This is a genomic window from Nitrospirota bacterium (assembly GCA_040756155.1).
Lineage (GTDB): Bacteria > Nitrospirota > Thermodesulfovibrionia > JACRGW01 > JBFLZU01 > JBFLZU01.
In genome coordinates, this window is record JBFLZU010000008.1 from 1 (window position 1) to 18,298 (window position 18,298).

At 41.0% G+C, this 18,298-nt stretch carries 17 protein-coding genes; 2 read left to right on the forward strand and 15 right to left on the reverse strand.

Features of this window, described 5'->3' with window-relative positions:
- Window positions 1-77 precede the first annotated feature (77 nt).
- Both AB1488_00700 and AB1488_00705 read left to right on the forward strand, forming a co-directional pair.
- Window positions 78-299, forward strand: coding sequence for a hypothetical protein (locus AB1488_00700; GenBank protein MEW6408618.1), 222 nt, complete (start codon window positions 78-80; stop codon window positions 297-299).
- Window positions 300-407: 108 nt separating this feature from the next.
- A complete protein-coding gene (locus tag AB1488_00705) occupies window positions 408-608 on the forward strand; it encodes a hypothetical protein (GenBank protein MEW6408619.1) in 201 nt (66 codons plus the stop codon).
- A gap of 161 nt (window positions 609-769) precedes the next feature.
- Here the strand turns inward: AB1488_00705 and AB1488_00710 are convergent, their stop codons facing one another.
- The 15 genes from AB1488_00710 to AB1488_00780 form a co-directional block, all read right to left on the reverse strand.
- Window positions 770-1,786 carry a zinc-binding dehydrogenase gene (locus AB1488_00710; protein MEW6408620.1) on the reverse strand — a complete coding sequence of 339 codons (1,017 nt, stop codon included), beginning with the start codon at window positions 1,784-1,786 and terminating at the stop codon, window positions 770-772.
- A gap of 67 nt (window positions 1,787-1,853) precedes the next feature.
- The gene (locus AB1488_00715) at window positions 1,854-2,078 is read right to left on the reverse strand and encodes a chaperone NapD (GenBank protein MEW6408621.1); all 225 of its coding nucleotides are present in this window, start codon (window positions 2,076-2,078) and stop codon (window positions 1,854-1,856) included.
- A 95-nt stretch (window positions 2,079-2,173) separates the two neighbouring features.
- Window positions 2,174-3,172, reverse strand: coding sequence for a 4Fe-4S binding protein (locus AB1488_00720; GenBank protein MEW6408622.1), 999 nt, complete (start codon window positions 3,170-3,172; stop codon window positions 2,174-2,176).
- Window positions 3,159-3,968 carry a 4Fe-4S dicluster domain-containing protein gene (locus AB1488_00725; protein MEW6408623.1) on the reverse strand — a complete coding sequence of 270 codons (810 nt, stop codon included), beginning with the start codon at window positions 3,966-3,968 and terminating at the stop codon, window positions 3,159-3,161. The genes AB1488_00720 and AB1488_00725 overlap by 14 nt, the downstream gene beginning before the upstream one ends.
- 68 nt (window positions 3,969-4,036) lie before the next feature.
- Complete coding sequence (locus AB1488_00730; protein ID MEW6408624.1) at window positions 4,037-7,369, reverse strand: molybdopterin oxidoreductase family protein; 3,333 nt, start codon at window positions 7,367-7,369, stop codon at window positions 4,037-4,039.
- A gap of 6 nt (window positions 7,370-7,375) precedes the next feature.
- The gene (locus tag AB1488_00735; GenBank protein ID MEW6408625.1) at window positions 7,376-7,861 is read right to left on the reverse strand and encodes a choice-of-anchor V domain-containing protein; all 486 of its coding nucleotides are present in this window, start codon (window positions 7,859-7,861) and stop codon (window positions 7,376-7,378) included.
- 71 nt (window positions 7,862-7,932) lie between these two features.
- Entirely contained in the window at window positions 7,933-9,396 is a 1,464-nt protein-coding gene (locus tag AB1488_00740; protein ID MEW6408626.1) for an ammonia-forming cytochrome c nitrite reductase subunit c552, read from the reverse strand.
- 18 nt (window positions 9,397-9,414) lie between these two features.
- Window positions 9,415-9,879 carry a cytochrome c nitrite reductase small subunit gene (gene nrfH / locus AB1488_00745; protein ID MEW6408627.1) on the reverse strand — a complete coding sequence of 155 codons (465 nt, stop codon included), beginning with the start codon at window positions 9,877-9,879 and terminating at the stop codon, window positions 9,415-9,417.
- Window positions 9,880-10,061: 182 nt separating this feature from the next.
- Window positions 10,062-10,742, reverse strand: coding sequence for a response regulator transcription factor (locus tag AB1488_00750; GenBank protein ID MEW6408628.1), 681 nt, complete (start codon window positions 10,740-10,742; stop codon window positions 10,062-10,064).
- Window positions 10,743-10,763: 21 nt separating this feature from the next.
- Entirely contained in the window at window positions 10,764-12,434 is a 1,671-nt protein-coding gene (locus tag AB1488_00755) for an ATP-binding protein (protein ID MEW6408629.1), read from the reverse strand.
- Window positions 12,435-12,776, reverse strand: a complete 342-nt coding sequence (locus AB1488_00760) for a histidine triad nucleotide-binding protein (GenBank protein MEW6408630.1) — start codon at window positions 12,774-12,776, stop codon at window positions 12,435-12,437.
- A gap of 230 nt (window positions 12,777-13,006) precedes the next feature.
- Complete coding sequence (locus AB1488_00765) at window positions 13,007-14,077, reverse strand: ATP-binding protein (GenBank protein MEW6408631.1); 1,071 nt, start codon at window positions 14,075-14,077, stop codon at window positions 13,007-13,009.
- A 35-nt stretch (window positions 14,078-14,112) separates the two neighbouring features.
- Complete coding sequence (locus tag AB1488_00770; GenBank protein ID MEW6408632.1) at window positions 14,113-17,298, reverse strand: type ISP restriction/modification enzyme; 3,186 nt, start codon at window positions 17,296-17,298, stop codon at window positions 14,113-14,115.
- Between the two features lie 48 nt (window positions 17,299-17,346).
- Window positions 17,347-17,676: a phosphoribosyl-AMP cyclohydrolase gene (gene hisI, locus AB1488_00775; protein ID MEW6408633.1), complete on the reverse strand. Its 330-nt coding sequence runs from the start codon at window positions 17,674-17,676 to the stop codon at window positions 17,347-17,349.
- 47 nt (window positions 17,677-17,723) lie between these two features.
- Window positions 17,724-18,206 carry an adenosine-specific kinase gene (locus tag AB1488_00780; GenBank protein MEW6408634.1) on the reverse strand — a complete coding sequence of 161 codons (483 nt, stop codon included), beginning with the start codon at window positions 18,204-18,206 and terminating at the stop codon, window positions 17,724-17,726.
- Window positions 18,207-18,298 lie beyond the last annotated feature (92 nt).

Genomic DNA, 18,298 nt, shown 5'->3' on the forward strand with positions numbered 1-18,298 from the left:
CAGGAAATCTTATATCACTATTGTGGAAAAAGTGGGGAATTACTTTGATACTAACTGGGGAATTATTCTGATACCAGGTGGGGAATTATTTTGATACTAACTGGGGAATTTCGCTGATACTCGACAAATCAGGGTCTTACCATTTACAGAACAGGGAGTTAATCGCTGGAAAGAAGGCTATTATTGTAACGCCTATGAACCAAAAGGATGTAGATTTTGAATCCGAAGTATTAGTGGAATTTTACAATCGCCTTCTTGATTGTCTTGGTGTTAATAATAATACATGTGTCTTTCTTTAGTGGTATAATGGAGAAAGGAGCGGTATTAAAAAATCCAGAATACTTAGAACAAGCTTACGCTATTGGAAGGAATTTAAAGGATTTATAGAAAAAGGGGGTAGATTAGATATGTCAAAAGTAGAAGAAATCGAGGCTGCGATTGAATCCCTCTCAGAAGAGGAATACGTCCGCTTTAGAAGGTGGTTTTCTGAAAAGGATTGGGAAAAATGGGATAAACAGATTGAGGCAGATTCAGAGTCAGGGAAGTTGGATTTCCTGATCAAAGATGCACTTGATGAAAAAGCGAAGGGAAAGCTCAAGGAACTCTAAATGCATCGGACAACTACTCGTTAAGAAAGAAAGATCGGGAAAAGTATCCTTTGTCACAGCAGAAGATATTTTAAAAGGATAGGTGATGTTATAACAACTCACTCGTGCGGATGGCGTTCCGCCACCGCATAATTCCGGCGTTATGCCTCGAGGGAATAGATTTAGGGAATGATTGCATATTTTAGACCTTGACCCCTCATTAATTTCTGAAATGCCTTCGTCGTGTCTTCTAATCGAAAAGTTCCAGAAATGAGCCTTGACACTGGTATCCTTCTATCTTTTAAAAAACGGTATGCCTTCCTTACATCATCAGGTGTAAAATGGAAAACACCTCTCAGGGTTATCTCATCATAATGCAGCCTTCCTGTATCATAAGTTACGGTGGTTCCTGATTTGCAGCCTCCAAAAAGTATAACTGTTCCCCCTCTTCTCACATAATCCACAGATGATTGCCATACATCAGGTTGTCCTGTGCATTCAAATACATAGTCAACTCCTGAACCGTCTGTGAATTTATCTACAGCATTCTTGAGTCTATCAGGTGTGATTGCTGATGCTGCACCAAGACTCTTTGCGAGTGATAATCTTCTTTTCTCAAGTCCTGTGATTATCACATCGGCTCCCCTGTTTTTAAGTAAGAGAAGATGCAGAAGTCCAATTGGACCTGCACCGATTATCAATGCCTTATCACCTTTTTTGATATTAAGGTCATGCATACCGTGAACTACGCATGAGAGTGGTTCAAGGAACGCAGCCTCTGAAAAAGTCAGATTCTTTGGTTTATGCAACACATTCTGCCTCACGATATGCGGGGGAAGTAAGATGTATTCTGAAAATGCCCCAAGTACCTTTGTATCCATTATCTTTTCACAGAGATTGTAAAGTCTCTTTTTACAGTAACTGCATTTAAGGCATGGGGCGCTGTGGACTGCCATTATTTCATCACCCTTCTTAAATCTCTTAACCCCTTTGCCAACAGCAGCAACTATCCCTGAGAATTCATGTCCGAAGACTCCGGGCATTGGAATTACTGGATGCCCCCGGCTGAATGCCTTCAGGTCTGTCCCGCAGGTCAGCGCTGCCTTAACCTTTACCAGTATCTCTCCATAAGAGGGCTTTGGAATTTTTACCTCATGGAGTTCTATTCTACCTGGTCTGATAATGATATTAGCCCGCAAAACTAAGACTCCTGTTTATCTCATTAAAGAATAAACGAAAAAGTTCAAGAAAGTCAAACAGATGTTCTCATTCGGCACTGTAGTAGGCGAGATAGACATTTCTTACGCCATCAATATCCTTAAAAGAATCCAACTCTGCTTTGACTTCAGCGATAGTCTCCCTCTCAACAAGAAAGACTATCTTCTCTTCTCTAACCTCATTAACCTCGATCTCTCTCATTTTCAACTCACTTACAACCCTTTCCACATCATTTAATTCATTTACCTCAACAAATCCACTTGCTATTATCATCGTTACCTCCTACGGTTCTTCACAGTGTCATTGCGATGGACAAAGTCCAGAAGCAATCGTTCGACTGAGCGTTCGACTGAGCTCACGCCGAAGTCTCAAGACGAGATTCCTCCCCCGTATTTACTACGGGGTCGGGATGACAGTGGGGATAGTTTTATTTTTATAAGTTTTCCCTTTGTCCCACAGCCCTCTACACATCTACCACAGTAGATGCAGTTTATATCCCTCAGACCTTGTTGGTCTAAATAAGGGGTTATCTTCACATTCATATGGCATACCTGCTCGCAGAGATTACATTCACCGCATTCCCCTTCCACGAACTTGAGTTTAATCAGACTTATTTTATTAAAAAGGCCATAGGTTTTCCCAACAGGGCATAATACCCTGCACCAAAGCCTCGGAGAGAAATATTCAAGAACTAAAAGAAAAAATATAACAGCCCCTGAAAATATCAGGACTGTTTTATCAACAGGAAGGTTAAGGGCAAGATAAACACCACCTGTGATTGCCCTGAAGAAGTTTGTGAGATGGGAGAGGTAATTTGTAAAAAATGGGATGCCTATTAGGGCAGAGATAACGAGTAAAGTCACTGCAATTACATAACCTATCTTTGGAGAAATGTCTAAAATCTTTTTCTGACTTCTGACTTCCCCGGCCTCGCTCTGCGAAGCGGGGCGAGCTGACTTCTGGCTTCTGAATTTTATCTTATCCACTACCTCATAGAGGAAATCAATGGGACAGACCCATCCACAGAATGCCCTCCCAAAGATGAGATAAATCCCGATGATTGGAAGCACAGCAATCAACGCCTCAAAAGTAAAGTCTTTCGATGCAATAAGACTTTCGAAATAGGCATATACATCAATGAGTCTTACAAACCAGACAGCAACAGAGCCGCTAAGTCCGCCAACAAGCACCTTCACCCTGAGGAATTGAAGGAGGAATAACATAATTACCGCAAGTAGGACAATCCTTCTAAGTTTAGACAGATTCAGTAATGAGTTTGGCGTTCGGCGTTCGGAGTTTAGTGTTTTTTTATCTTTTAACTCATAACTTTTAACTCTTAACTCATAACTGTCTTTAACGATATTCACGCTCAACTAACCTCCCTCTCGCCATAATCTGTGGGAGATTCTGACCATAAACAATATTGTATCTCTCTTCATTGGACATTGCTAAGAGACCTTTAAACTTATTTAGATAAGTCAGTTTTACTTTTTCATACTGCATCTTAGTAACCACTTTTATGGCTGAACCTCCGAGTGGACAATATTTAACACATAGTCCACATCCAACACAATTTTCATTTATATATGGTTGGTTACCCCATTCGCCATTGTAGAAATCAAATATCTTTGCACCCATTGGGCATGCCTTGCTGCATGATAGACAGACATCACCATTCCAGCCGAAACAGAGGGAAAAATCAATAAGGGCTATTCCCATTGTTACCTTCTCTTTTTCTATCTTTTTTAATGCACCTGTTGGACAGTGTTTTGGACACTCCATACACAAGGCACAGGGGAAATCCCTCATATCCTTTATGTAAGGTGTACCGAAATTCCCCAACCCCCCTTTAAATTCCCCCTTAGTAAGGGGGGATACAGGGGGGTTAAAACCTGCAACTGCGATCGCATCATACTTCATAACATGACAGACACTAACACATACACCGCAGCTTATACACTTTGACCTGAACTTTTTTTCTATCAATGCCCCTGGCGGCCTTATCAAACCACCAATATCTATATCAGGAAGTGGACCAATGAACTCTTCTTTTGCTGCATAAGCAGCGTTTTCTAAAAAGGGGGGTCTATCTCCGACTATCAGAGTGGCACCTGTAAGGATTGATACTTTAAGGAAGTCTCTTCTCGTAAGGCTATGTGCCATAATAAAAAATAAATAAGGGCGTATGCATACGCCCTTACCTTATGCTCCAGAAATGGGAATCTTCAAGGTTAAACGACAACCTTGCCAGGCTCTGCCTGTCTGCCTTTTGTCTTACCCTTGTAAATCTTCACTGCAAACATCTTATAATCTGCCTGGAAGCTGAACGGGTCAAAGGCATCCCTCATAATCATGTTTATGAGTTTGTATTCGTCGAACCACGGCACAAACACATAATCATGTCTTGGTCCGCCTGTTGCCTGTGCAACATTAAGCACCTTAGCTGGAAGCTCAATCCTACCCCTTGGAGATTCAACAATCACTGAATCACCATTCTTGATGCCCAGCTTCTTAGCAAGGATTTCATTAATCTCCACATAAGCACCGGGGACCGCCCTTGAAAGCTCCTTGACCCTTGTTGTCATACTGCCAGAGTGCCAGTGCTCAATCACCCTTCCTGTGCATGCACCATATTTAAAGTCGGTGGTGTCAATGATGAGTAGTTTGCTTCCATCTGCCTTTGTATACTCGTGTCTTAAATTATGGAATTCCGCAGGGCTCAGGGCTATGTTCTTCAGGGCGTTCATGTCCCTATCAGGGTCACCAATAACATTAACCGTGTATTTAGCTTTTATATCAAATGGCAGTGCACTGTTTTCGTTGACCTTGCCTGGGTTGAATACCCTCTCAATAACCTCAACAGTCTTATACTTCACAAAGTGTTTGCCGTCAAACTTGCATGCACACCATGGGTTTGCCCATGCAATGGCACGACCATCAATAACAGGTATTTTCTTCCCTTTCTCTGTCGGGTCATCCACCATTCCGTGAATAAAGACATTGGAACCATACCAGCTCGCATACCAGCCCTCAGGAAGGTTATGTTCCTTGTGGTATTCGGTATCTGCCTTCTCTTCATTAAGATTTTTCTCAAGCCATACACCATATACAGGATTGAATTTTTTGATACCTGTCAGGTAGGCCTTTGTCTTTGGGTCTATATGCGGGTCATAAGGATAAGCAAACTGTATACGGGATTCGTATTTGTCATATCTCCTTTTCACATCAGGGTCTGTGTGATAAGATTCAGGGAGCGGCTGCCTGTAGCCCCAGTTTCTCTGCAACATCATGTCGCGGTGCATACCTGCAAAGTCATAGTAAGTCCCTCTTGTCAGGTCTCTAATCTCTTCCCATATATTGGCTGAGAACTTCCTGTTCCAGTCCTTTGTCTTTCCAGCCTCAATGGTCTTTTTCATCCAATATGGGCCATCATATTCTTCTGGCCAGAACTGGGATACATGACCTTTTGGAACGATTCCTTTCTCCTCAAGCCTCCTCATTATCAAGGCAAAGATTGTATGGTCAGGGATTGTGTTTCCGTAAGGCTCAATAACCTGTTTGATTATTTGATACCTTCTTTCGAGGTTTCCGTACTTAAACTCCTTCTCATACCAGCTTGAGGCGCCAAGCACAACATCAGAGACCATTGTTGTTGCATTTGGGAATGCCTCAAGGGTGACAGTTAGAGGCCATGACTCTCCTTTCTTTGCACCCGCCATTGCAAGCCTGTAAGGCCAGGAATATGGTAAACTTTGTCCAGAGTTGACGGTTGAATTAAACATTACCTTTATCTGTCCTGCACCGAGTCTCCTGAACATCTCAACAGTATGTGGACCGGGCTTATCATGTATCTTTATCTTTGTCATCTCTTTCTCTATCTCTGCATCTGACATACCATGTTTCTTCAGATATACAGTTGCTCTCTTTTTCCATATCTCTTCAACCGCAGCTCTGTGAATCGGATTTACAACAAGCCTTCCATATGGCAGTGCATGGCAGAGCGCTCCAGGTGCCCTGATTCCTCCGCAGGCGTTAGGTTGTCCTGTAAGGCTAAATGAATGTCTGCCAGGTTTAACTGCCTTACCTGTAATAAGATTTAACATATGGAGTGATGCATTTGTCCATGTACCCTGCAGTTTCTGGTTAACTCCCATACACCACATTGATGTAGTATATCCCTCTGCATACCACTTTGCAGCAAGCCTCAGTGCCTCTGGACCGCTTATCTTCTTCCAGGTCTTTGTCTTTCTGTCATAGAGAAGTGGTGATTCACCCTCAAAGATTATCTCAGAGACTTTCTCGGGCTTGTAGTCTTCAAGAAACTTAAGGAAGATGACAAAACCTTTCATCAGGTCTTTTTCTATCTCCTCCTCTGATGCATATTTTTTCTTAGGGTCAGGATATACTTTCCTTGGTGTATTTGTATATGTAAGGTCCCATGCAGCGTCCCTTGTGCCGCCATATGTGGTCCTTACCCATGTCTTCTTGACATCTTCATGGATACCGAAGCTCACATGCCTCATTATGAACTTCTTGTCCAGATATTTCCATTTTGCATCAACTGTGCCCTTTTCAATGTCGCCCTTTGCACCATCAAGCTCATGAGCAATTACATATGCGAGGGAATTTATAAGGACAAGGTCTCTACCTGTTGCGAAGGGAAGCCATAAATCAGCGATGGTTCCTGAACGGGTCTTCCTCGGGTCTGCGAGAATTATCTTAATCTTATCGGGATTCTTTGATTTTACTGCAGCAATCCTGTTAAAGATTATTGGATGCGCTTCTGCTGTATTATTGCCGATGAGGAAAAATGTATCGGCATGTTTACCAAAATCAGGATCAGGCACATCTATATCATCAAGGCTTCCGTAGGGCTCATCCTTTCCAAAGGTATAAAGATAGCCAACAACAGCAGATGCCATACACATCCTTGGTTGTCCTTCAATAGCGTTATTGGCAAGCATACCTCCGCCTTTAAGTGTCTTGTTCATTATATGGGTCTCTTCCGTGCCGAGTTGGCCACTGCCATAGTATGCCACACTGTGCTTGCCATATTTCTTAACAGACATTTCCACTGCATCAGCAACAAACTCTATGGCGTCTTCCCACGGAATCTCTACAAAGTTATCCTTCATGTCAATTTCAGAAGGCTTTAAACCGTGAGGGTCTTTCGTGGTTTTACCTTCCAGAACCCTCGGGGAGCTGTTTAAATCAGGCTTGCCTGTTTTAGGGTTAATCCACTCTTTTCTGATAAGGGCACCTTTCGGCCTGTCTTTGTAAGCAATAGCCTTATGGAGATAGAACCCTTTTGTACAAAGCACACCCCTGTTTACTGGACTTTTAAGATCTCCCTTTATGGCTATCACCTTCGTGACCTTTCCTGCTGCATCCACCTCGCAATCAGCGAGCATTGTACAGCCAACAGCACAGTATCTGCACTGACCAACGGGGAATGTCTTGATATCTGCTGCAGCCTCAAGTAAGAGTGGATTTGATATTCCAGCCGCTGCAAGTCCTGCTGATATTGCACTTAATCTTAAAAATTCCCTTCTACTTATTTCCATCTATCATCACCTCCCTGATATTGTAGATTCAGCCCTTGCAAAGCCGTCACCATTAGGAGAATAGTCACCGTTAGCTGCAATAGCCGATACCCCCATAGTAATATCCTTTCTCTCCTCAGGAGCTTTCCATCCTATCTTCCATTTTCTTTGCTTTACACCTTCGGCTGTCTGGGTGAGAAAACTATTAGAAATCTGTGTATTCTTCTCATCCATCACTACCAGTTCTCCTCCTGATACCTCTACAGAAAATCCACCCTTATTATCGCCTTCGCTCTTAACACTGCTCGTGACGGTGATAACAATGGTATAAGTTTTTTCCGGGATATATTTTTTGGGGAGTCCTTCTATTTTTATGTCTGCTGATACGGGTGACTGGTGACATTCATAACACATCGCAGTTGGTGCTCCACCACTGCTGCTTCCGTAGCAATCTGTTGAGATAAAGACGATGAATACAGCACCGAGGATAAACAAAATTGCCCATCTCTTCATAATCAACTCCCTCATAAGAAGTGAGGAGTGAAGAGTTTCTTAAACCTTTCACTCCTCGCTCCCTATTAAAATTAAAATTTGTCCTGAATACCAAAAGGATCCTTTAATTCGACTTTCGCATCAAATTTGAGTTTCTTCTCGCCCCTGTTATTCAGATACTTCTCCAGTTCGAGGTTTACCTTCAGAGGCACAGCCACACCTGCCTTAGTAAGGGCTTGTCTGAGCAATCCCTCAGCCTTTGTTGCAAAAGCAATAGCATCACCGAGGATTCTTGTTGCCTCTGTAGGATTGTGGAAGCCAACCGAGTTTTCAGCCACGATGTAGTTCGTACGGTAGAAAGCCTCTTCGGAGTAGTCCTTGGCTTTGTCATAGATAGCCTTATCAATATTCTTCCCTTCTGCTTGAGCCTTATGTGTTATCTCCAAAAGCTTTGCCACTGTCGCCGTAGCATAACCTGCCCGCATCATAAGGGATACGGTTCTGTCCTGAATCGCTATCACCTGTTCCTTTAACCACTCAGCGGTCTCAGTATGACACTGCATACATGCCTTCATGTCGTTCTTGAGAGGACTCATCACACGATGGTCATGTATTTTATAGGAACCAACCTTTGTATATGGCATATGACAGTCTGCACAGGCTGCCCCTGCTTTCCAGTGAACACTATTGTCTGCATAAAGTTCATATTCCGGATGACGGATATATGCCATTTTAAAGCCTGTAACAGCTTGTTTCCATTCTCCGTAAGCGGGATCGCTGCGCATCTTCTTGATGATGTTCTCAGCCCTAATATTTCCCCACTTGCTTCCTTGCCATGGGAAGAAAAGACCCGTTGGTTTCATGTCCTTATCCCTTGGTATGATGTAGGTGACATGGCACTGGGCGCAGACAAGGCTCCTCATATCTTGGCGTGTTAATTTCCCGGGATCAACTCCCATATCCTTCAATGCTGCTATCAAGAAATCCCTTGATAGCTTAAGGGACATGTCCTTGTTATCATGACAATCAATGCATGCAGTTCCAAGTTCCCTAATCTTTTCAGGAATCATGTTAATCGCTTCCTTATAAGATACCTTAAAGTAATTAGGACCCAACTCCTTTTTGAGATTGGGAACGGAAGGACTCTTACAGGAGAGACAAACACCACCAGGTTTTACTCTTGAGGGGTCAATATCAATCTGATCCTTTACCATATATGCGTGACCTCTCGACTCGTTGTATTCGATACCAAATCCCCACCCATTATACAGGAGCGCCAGAAACGGAAATTCAGACAGTTTATCGTAGATTTTTTTGTCTGTATCCCAGCCCCTTTTGTATTTGCTCTTTCCCGCAGGCGTGGGCTCTTCTGTCTTCTTCCACGACTCATAATTGATCGGATATGCCTCACCCCACTTGGCAGGATCGATCTCGCCGTCTGCGATCTTTACTGGTCTGACCGGTTCGATCTTGGATGGAGGGCAACCGTATAATAACACTATTACGGACGCAATCACTACGAACATAGCTAATATCAAATAGTTTCTTTTTTTCATCATGTAAATCTCCTTTCTTTAAAATGTTTTTATTATGCCAGTGAGTTTATGTGTAACTCTCCTATGGCAGTCCCAGCATCTTCTCTCTGTGTCTGCGGGCAACAGCGTTATATCGTGACATCTTACACAGTTAGTCTGTAAAACCTTTCTTCCACGAGATGACACTTTAATCTCTTCTGGAACCCTGCCGGAATAGAAAACCAAACCCGTCTTCAACCAGTATCTCGCCTTCTCGAGATAATAGATTCCTTTGTTCTCATGGGGCAAATGGCAGTCGACGCACTTTTTTCTCCTATGAGCCCCCGCATGTATCCAAGACTCGTATTGGGATTCCATAACATGGCACTTAACACAAAAATCAGGTTCGTCAGTCTTTGCCATTAGTTTTGGTGGACCAATCAAGAAGAAAAGAAACACGGCAACTCCGGCGACGCCAGCAATGACAATAAATAAGATAACCTTCTTCGATCTGGATCCATCCACCTTTTCACCTCCTTTAGGCAGAGAAGTTAATATAATAATCCTAAACCATCTTTTTGCAAATGTGCTGTTAATGTGTGTAAAGATTATGTAAATATTGTAAACCCCGTTAGAAAGCTTTATATGTTCTTTACCCTGCCTAAAAGGGTGAGACTTTCTTTCTAACGGGGTAAACTTTTGAGGGGTTAGTCCTTGAATCTATATCCTGCGCCAGGAACGGTCAGGATATATTCAGGATTAGAAGGGTCTTTTTCTATCTTATTTCTGAGATGCTGGATGTGGACATCTATTACACGGCTCCATTCATACAGGTGGGAATCTTTCCATACATGGTGGCGAAGAAAATCGCGGCTCAAGACTTCTCCTCTGTGTGATATGAGTGTTTTGAGGATTTCATACTCCTTCGGGGTTAACTCAACAATTTCCCCTTTAACCTTCACCTCTCTCTTTGTGAAATCTATACTTAGATCTTCAATTACAACTTCGGCTGGAATCTTCCGTCTTTGCCTTCTGAGACATGCCTTTATCCTTGCAACAAGTTCGATGGTCTCAAATGGTTTAACAACATAATCATCAGCCCCTATCTCTAATCCGAGAACCTTATCAGAAACACTGTCTCTTGCTGTAAGCATAATTACAGGAATGGGCGAATCCTGCCTGAGCCTTCTGCATACCTCCATACCGTCCATATCGGGAAGCATTAAATCGAGTATTATAAGATCAGGAGAGCTTTTTGAGACATATTCTATTGCCTCTTTACCTCTCGATGCACATGCTACCTCAAAACCCTGAAGTTCGAGGTTTGCCTTTAGAACTTTAAGGATATCTAAGTCATCATCTACGAGAAGTATCTTTTCGCTTTCCATCTAACTCTTAACTCTCAACTCTTAACTCCTAACACGGGGTAGCGTAAAGACAAAATTGCTCCCCTTACCTACCTCACTTTCAACCCTGATACTACCACCATGAGCCTCAACAATCCCTTTGCATATCGCCAGACCAAGACCAGCACCCCTACTTCCTGAGTCCTTAACCTTATGAAACTTTTCGAATATCTTTTCCTGATCTTCAGGTGCAATACCTGTTCCGTTATCGCTAACGCTCACAACTACATTACTATTTTCTTCGTATGCCCTCACAGTGATCTTTCCCCCTTCAGGTGTAAATTGTAGAGCATTAGAGATAAGGTTTATAAGCACCTGCCTTATCCTGTCTTCATCTATAGAGGTTACAAGTCCCCTTTTGGTACTCACCTCTAATTCAATCTTTTTCTCACTCGCTAATGGCTGAAAGGTAATAACTATTTCATTGATAAGGGTTGATATATCATATGGTTTTAACATCATTCCTATCGTCCCCATCTCAATCCTTGAGAGGTCGAGGAGGTCATTAACAAGCCGTGTGAGTCTGTCTGCATTATTCTTAACAATTTCTAAGAATGGGGTCGTTCCACCATCTGACTTTGCAATAAGATAATCCATCGCACCCCTTATGGCTGTCAATGGCGTCCTCAGTTCATGTGAGATGTCTGCCATGAAAGCGGATTTTCTCTTATCTAATTCCTCAAGTCTTCTGTTTGCCTCGATAAGTTTTTTATTTACCTCAGCAAGATCCTCTGTAGCTATCTTTACCTTATCTTCTAAGGTTGTGTGATATTCCTTCAGCTTGTCAGCCATCTCATAAAAGGCTGTGCTGAGTTCCTCTATCTCATCGCCTGTTTTAAGTGGAGAGAATGTTCCGTATGAACCTGTTCCAATCCTGACTGAATCCTTTTTCAGTTTACCTATAGGCTTCACAACAAAAAACCTTATCAGGAACATAAGAACGAGTGATACAAAGAATATAGTCAGACCACCTGTAATCTTCATCATCGTAGTATTCGAGCGGATAGCCATCTCTACGTCTTCCATAGGCATAAATACACTGATTCCACCCCTTACATCACCTACTTTATAATCCTGTGCTGCATGACATTGCAGACATTCCTCCCCTATATAAAGTGGAGACATGTAACGAAATACCTTTTTCCCTTTGATACTTTCTATTTTGGAGAATTCCTTCTGTGAGTCTTTTTCAAATGCAATGAGAGCCTCCTTCTCAAAATCATCAGGTGCATTATCAGGATTAATCAGTTTAAGACTTGTTATGTGAAACCAGTATAACCCTTCTTTTGCAGCGTATTCCGAGAGCTCTCTTGTTACAAGGGCGGGGTTTCGCTTTGTATAAACCCTTCCACCCTTACCAATGATATCGGCCTTAGGAAGGTAAGGATTGCTTTTTACACCAGGGAGCTTCTCAACATAGACAACACCACCACCATGAGATGCTACCCATTTTCTCGTGATGATAATCTGTTGAAAAAGTATACGAGCCTGTTTTTCTACCTGTGAGAGTATCTGTCTTTCCTGTTTTTTTGATAACAAGTGGAATGCTGTGCAGAGTGTGATGGTTATTACAATCCCGATAGTAATAAGGAATTTAGTATTAAGACCAACGCTGAAGAATCCTTGTAGTGCCCCAGAACCTTTCTTAAGTATATCAAGCATAATCTCTATCAATTACCCCGGTGGCCAGTGCATCCTTCTGCCACCGAGGAGGTGAAGGTGGATGTGGTAAACGGACTGTCCTGCCTCAGGATTACAGTTTGTTACTATCCTGAACCCCCTTTCTGCAATACCTCTTTCCCTCGCAATCCTATTTGCTACAATGTAAAGATGACCGATCAGGTCTTTTTCTTCGTCTGTCAAATCAAGTAAAGTTGGGATGTGTCTCTTTGGGATTATCAGAACATGCACAGGCGCCTGAGGGTTTATGTCTTCAAAGGCATACACAAGATCATCCTCATAGACCTTTCTACCTTTTCTCTCCCCAGAAATTATCTTACAGAATACACAGTCCATAAAAACTTAGAAGCTTGATCAAACACTACATTTTTAAATTTAGCTAATTATCAAATTGTTTTAACTGAGAATTCCCTGTGGTCTTGCCCCAGGGTTACCTTATTTCTGTCATTCCGCACTTGATGCGGAATCCAGTCTTTTTTCTCTGGATTCCTGCTTTCGCAGGAATGACAACAAATGGGATTAACTTGTTTAGATACCCTGCGGTTTTACCCTAGGGTCATTCATCATCATTCAGGTAATTTTTCTTTTTTTATATTCAATAAGTCTTTCACGAAATTAATTTTCTCCTCTTCGATTAAGAGACCTTCCTTGTTTTTCTCCATGAAATTATTGTATAGTTTTTCAATCGTTATATTGTCCTTTTCGATTCTAAATTTATAGGGAGGTGATTGACCACAACCACAAATCCCATCAATTATAAGATCTCTTGAAAATGGAGGAGCAAGCTGTAAAAACATAATAAAAGGTTGAATTTGAGATTCTGGAGGTAATCGAATATCTGGTTTACTAATTAGACTTATTTGTCTCCCAAATGAAAATCGTCCCGTCCAATCATCTGGGTTGGGTACCTCAAACCATAAATCACAATTATCGCCGGGGGTTGAAATTGCCATTGCATTCATAAACAAATCACTCGCGATTCCAGGCCCTTGACTTCCAATCATAAAACCTACCGTTATTTTTATCTTTTTTTTAAATTGTTCCATAATTAGTTCTGCAGACGTTACTGCAAACATATGGAAGACGTGAGGTTGTGGTCTACGTCCAAACATTCCTGCTAAAACTGCATGTGGAGTGAGAACGAAATTTGATCCTGCTCTTATATAATAATGATATTGACCTTTTCCAGTTATAACAACTTGATGTGGAGCATGATTACTTTTGGGAATATAGGTAATAACAAACCCACTGCCATCTTCATTATTTGTAATGATATAATAGTGTTGCACTCCTGTATGGGGTGGAACAGTACAACCAGATACTGCACCTTCTAACCAACTTACAAATCTCTTTACATCTTGGATAGGGAATTTAGTATGTGCTACATCGGCATGATCTTTATCTTTTGAACAGTCTACACCCCAAATTATGATACCTCCCTCAGAATTTCCAAAACCTGATATGGCTCTGGCTAAATTTTCTCTATCATTTTGATGTAATAGTCGTCCAGAGCCATTGTCAGTAGAACGCTTGAAATCCAAAAATAATTCCTCAGATTTTCGAGTTAAAATAAATTCATTAATCCCTGTTTCACCATCATTAATGATTTTCTTAAAAATATCTTCTGCACGTCCCATAAACTTACATCCTGCTTGATGTAAAAATTAAGTTACTATTTTTCAATCAAGCTTTTCTCAATCAATAGATAAACTTTGTCAATTTCTTCTTGGATCTTTAAAGTATGCCTTATAGCCTCCACAATTTTCAAAAAATGTTCGATATCATTGATTGTAAGTTTCCTTTCCTTTCTCTCCTTTAGCCATTTTGGAAGAACCTGATAGCTACCGATATGGTATTCCCATATCTCCTCAGAAATTCCTTCGAAGTACTGGTCTTTATTAATATAGACCTTCTTTTTGGCTCTGTCATATTCAACTTTCTCAATTTTATCTGTGCCCTGTTTCGGATATTTTGTCTTATGCGTCTCTAATTCAGATGCCTTAAGAAGATGAAGTGATATATGCCTTTCTCCAAGTTTACTTATTTTTCTGAATAGTCCAAAATCTTCTGTAAATGGAACTCTCGGGAAATCTATCTTTAGAAATTCCTCGTATCTATTTCGATAACTATCAGAATAAAGGATAGCATATATATAATAGAAGACATCCTCAGGTCCGAAGGTCTTTCTCCCATCACCTTTTCCCTGAGGTATAAAGTCCTTCTTAAAGGCAGACTTCAGGGCGTTTATAAATCTTTCTGAGAGATTTGGTTTCTTCAACGAATATTCAACTTGCGGTTCAAAAAGAAGCATAGTAGTGCTTAAACGTTGATAATCTTTCGTTTTAATAGATTTAGAATTAACCGAAGGATTCCCTTGAGGGTTCTTTTCTTTATAAAGATAGAGAGGAAAGAAGTAGGATTGATAGCCATAAAAATTTATATCCCCTATTGTATTTACAACAAAAATCTGTGTTAAAGGAGCAGATGGAATAGGTTTACGCATTAGACTCAGAGCAATATTTTCCTTTAAGAGATTTTTCATAAAGGGTAACCTCGGCCTCGTCACCACAAAAGGACTGAAATATATGTATCGCAAATCAAAAGGGTGATAGGCATAGCGGTAAAAGTTTGTTTTCAAGTCCTCTTTCCTAACATTTTCTCTTGCAAGTGAAATCTTAAAATCTTCTGATTCTGTAAGTTTTAAACCCTCCATTACTATCTCATCAGGGAGGCCTCCGATAAAGGTTCTTATTCGATTCTCCACTTCTTCCTTACTAAATCCAACCAGAAAATGGTCTCTATGGGTTTTTACTCCGCTGCTAAATTCTTCGAATATCTCTTTGATCGGCCAGAAATTTTCATATTTCTTAATGCCCCTGAGCTTCTTGGGCACAAAGAAATAATATGGTTCGACTGGTTTAAGTTCTGTCCATCTTGTGCGTGTAACATTATTTCCTTCAAGATATTTATATTTGGTATCTCTTGTACCGAGAAGATCATAGTGATAAATAGAAGGTTTTTTATTAACCCTTCTATGCTTTTTAATAGCAAGTATTATCGCTACTCCCTGCTGGATATCGAAGACATTCTCATCCTTCGAGCCATCAGGGCACCTCTCCTTTATTCGACTACTACCATGGAGGTCAAGGATATAAATCTCATCAAAGCTATTGAGAAGGCTTTTTCTCATTCCCCTATGAATCAGACCTGAAAGATAGGAATTATTCGTTATCATCCCAATAATTCCAACTCTTCCTTGCTCTATCTTCCACTGGGCAAATCTCAGAAACTTTATGTAATCATCGCTCAGGGGCTGGATATTTCGCTCTCCTTTAACAGCATCTTTCCAGTCCTTCATCAGGTCTTCTATAAACTCAGACTTATTTTCTGAACTTACAGAATATGGTGGGTTGCCAAGGATTACTAAAATAGGAATCTTATCCTTCACTTTCTTAGCAGCAATGCCTTCTTTTGCCAGATCAGAGACAAGAGGGAGGTCAATCTGTTTAATATCTTTTAACTCAAGTGTATTTGTGAGGTATAGGTTAAATCTTTCATCTTTTCCGAGATTGTAGCCGAGGTCATCAAGGACAATAGCAATCTTTAGATGTCCTATAGCATATGGTGCAACCATAAGATCAAAGGCATAGAAGTTTCTGAGTATATGTTCCTTAACGAGCTGTGGGAATATACCTCCTTTGTTCTTATTTTCTAATTCTGTTTTTGCCAGTCTTATCGCAGTTGCAGGGAATGTAAGTGTACCAGAGGCAGGATCGAGAAGTGTTACTGTTCTATCTGCAAGCCCATCAGTTTTATTGAATTCTTTTTTTAACAACTCATGGATAGAATACACGATAAATGAGACCACAGGGGCAGGGGTATAGTAAACACCTCTCCTTTTCCTCTCTTCAGGGTTATAAACATTTAAAAAGGTCTCATAGAAGTGTATAACAGGGTCGTCTGTCCATTTAGTTGTGTGAAAATCTTTGAGGATGGATTTAATATCTGTGCTATTTAGGACATCAGTAATATCATCAATGATCCATTCAAGGGATTCAGGAAGGTCAGGCCCTGTAATATAATGGAAAAGGCTTCTGAGCAAAGGGATTGTTGAAGGAATATATTGATATGCTGTTGTCCTTAAAAAGCCATTTTCTCTTGCTCTTATGCGTGCTGAAAAGAGACCATAAGATATAGTCTGAGAATACATATCAGAGAAATTATCAATGGTTAAGGATGTTATTAGTTCTTCTTTAAAGGCAGTATAGAACTGGTGAACACTGCTTGATGGGTTGTCTTTTAATTCCTCAAAAACAAAATGACGAAGGAGCTTTGTCCTCTTTGCAAGCTCCTCCGCTAAAGCCTCTGCAGTAGTGGTCTTCGGGATAGAAAAGGAAAAGAAGGTATCAAGTAGCCCTTTAAATTCTTCGGTCTTCTGTAAAACAGGTTTATTCAGCCTTATGCTTACAGGCTGGGCAATTCTGACCTCTGAAATCTTCTCTCCATTTCGGAATAGAATAAAATCGACAAAATTTGTGAGTATTAAATTCGGCAGGACATCTTTATATCTTTCGATCTGCTCTGTATCATTTTTATCGAGATTGTAAAGATTCTTATCAGGTTCTTTTGCTTCGACATAACCGATAATTTTACCTTCTTCGCTCTTCAATATAAAGTCAGGAATCCCGGCCTCGGTCTTCTTGGGCTGGACTATAATATTGACAAAACCCTTCTTTGTTGAGATGTAATCTTCAATAAAGCCCTTGAGTATAGGATAATAGCTTGATTCTGTAGATTCTTTATCGTGGTAAATATTGCATAACTTATTGAGATAATTCTGGTAGATGTCTTTTGGCATACTTAAAGAATTAAGGTTTTTTTATTTTAACACAAAAACCCTCTAAACTCAGGTTTTTAAAATCCTCCTATAGAAGCATGTCCTCTCGCCTGTGTGGCAGGCGCCAGAGCCAACCTGTTCGACTTTTATAAGGAGGGTGTCCTCATCGCAGTCGTAGAATATCTCTTTTAACTTCTGAACATTCCCTGAGGTCTCACCTTTCATCCAGAGTTTCTGTCTCGACCTACTCCAGTAGTGGCAGAGACCTGTCTCCAAGGTTTTTTCAATAGCCTCTCTGTTCATATATGCCATCATGAGTACCTCATTGTTTTCGTAATCCTGAATTATGGCAGGGATTAATCCCCTTTCATCGTATTTGAGTTGTTCTATTATATTCATTTCTCCCCCAACTCCTAACTCCCAACTCCCAACTCCGAACTCTCAACTCATCTTTTATACCCTATCTTCCTCAAGAATTCCTTTCTGTGTTTTTTATCTTCTTCACCTTCGATTCCTTTTGGCTTAAACCCATCAACAACACCAATCACACCTCTCCCCTGTTCGGTTTCTATGACGGCGACTTCGACAGGGTTTGCAGTGGCACAATATATGGAGCAGACCTCCTGGCACATCTTGATAGCATTGAGTATGTTTATCGGATATGCGTCTTTGAGGATAATACAGAAGAAATGCCCTGAGGCGACATCGAGGACATTCCTTGCTGCGGTATCTATAAGTGATGGATCGTTCCCTTCTGTCCTGACAAGGCACGAACCAGATGCCTCTGAAAAAGCGATGCCAAACCTTGCCTGTGACACAGAGGTGATGATTATTTCATAAAGGTCTTCAACGGATTTTATAAAATGTGTCTGTCCGAGAATCACATTACAGCCTTCCGGGACATCGATTTTTACAGCCTTAAATTCCATCATTTCTAATCCTCCTTTTCCCCTCACCCTCTCCCTCTCCCCAGATAGGAAATAACCCCTCCTCACTCCTCCCCTTATTTAAGGGGAGGATG

What these genes read in the sequence shown, in the direction of transcription:
- AB1488_00705 (MEW6408619.1), top strand. Translation starts at nt 408, where the DNA reads ATGTCAAAAGTAGAAGAAATCGAGGCTGCGATTGAATCCCTCTCAGAA.
- hisI (MEW6408633.1), bottom strand. Translation starts at nt 17,676, where the DNA reads ATGAATATAATAGAACAACTCAAATACGATGAAAGGGGATTAATCCCT.
- AB1488_00750 (MEW6408628.1), bottom strand. Translation starts at nt 10,742, where the DNA reads ATGGAAAGCGAAAAGATACTTCTCGTAGATGATGACTTAGATATCCTT.
- AB1488_00730 (MEW6408624.1), bottom strand. Translation starts at nt 7,369, where the DNA reads ATGGAAATAAGTAGAAGGGAATTTTTAAGATTAAGTGCAATATCAGCA.
- AB1488_00780 (MEW6408634.1), bottom strand. Translation starts at nt 18,206, where the DNA reads ATGGAATTTAAGGCTGTAAAAATCGATGTCCCGGAAGGCTGTAATGTG.
- AB1488_00765 (MEW6408631.1), bottom strand. Translation starts at nt 14,077, where the DNA reads ATGGGACGTGCAGAAGATATTTTTAAGAAAATCATTAATGATGGTGAA.
- AB1488_00740 (MEW6408626.1), bottom strand. Translation starts at nt 9,396, where the DNA reads ATGAAAAAAAGAAACTATTTGATATTAGCTATGTTCGTAGTGATTGCG.
- AB1488_00770 (MEW6408632.1), bottom strand. Translation starts at nt 17,298, where the DNA reads ATGCCAAAAGACATCTACCAGAATTATCTCAATAAGTTATGCAATATT.
- AB1488_00760 (MEW6408630.1), bottom strand. Translation starts at nt 12,776, where the DNA reads ATGGACTGTGTATTCTGTAAGATAATTTCTGGGGAGAGAAAAGGTAGA.
- AB1488_00715 (MEW6408621.1), bottom strand. Translation starts at nt 2,078, where the DNA reads ATGATAATAGCAAGTGGATTTGTTGAGGTAAATGAATTAAATGATGTG.
- AB1488_00735 (MEW6408625.1), bottom strand. Translation starts at nt 7,861, where the DNA reads ATGAAGAGATGGGCAATTTTGTTTATCCTCGGTGCTGTATTCATCGTC.
- AB1488_00725 (MEW6408623.1), bottom strand. Translation starts at nt 3,968, where the DNA reads ATGGCACATAGCCTTACGAGAAGAGACTTCCTTAAAGTATCAATCCTT.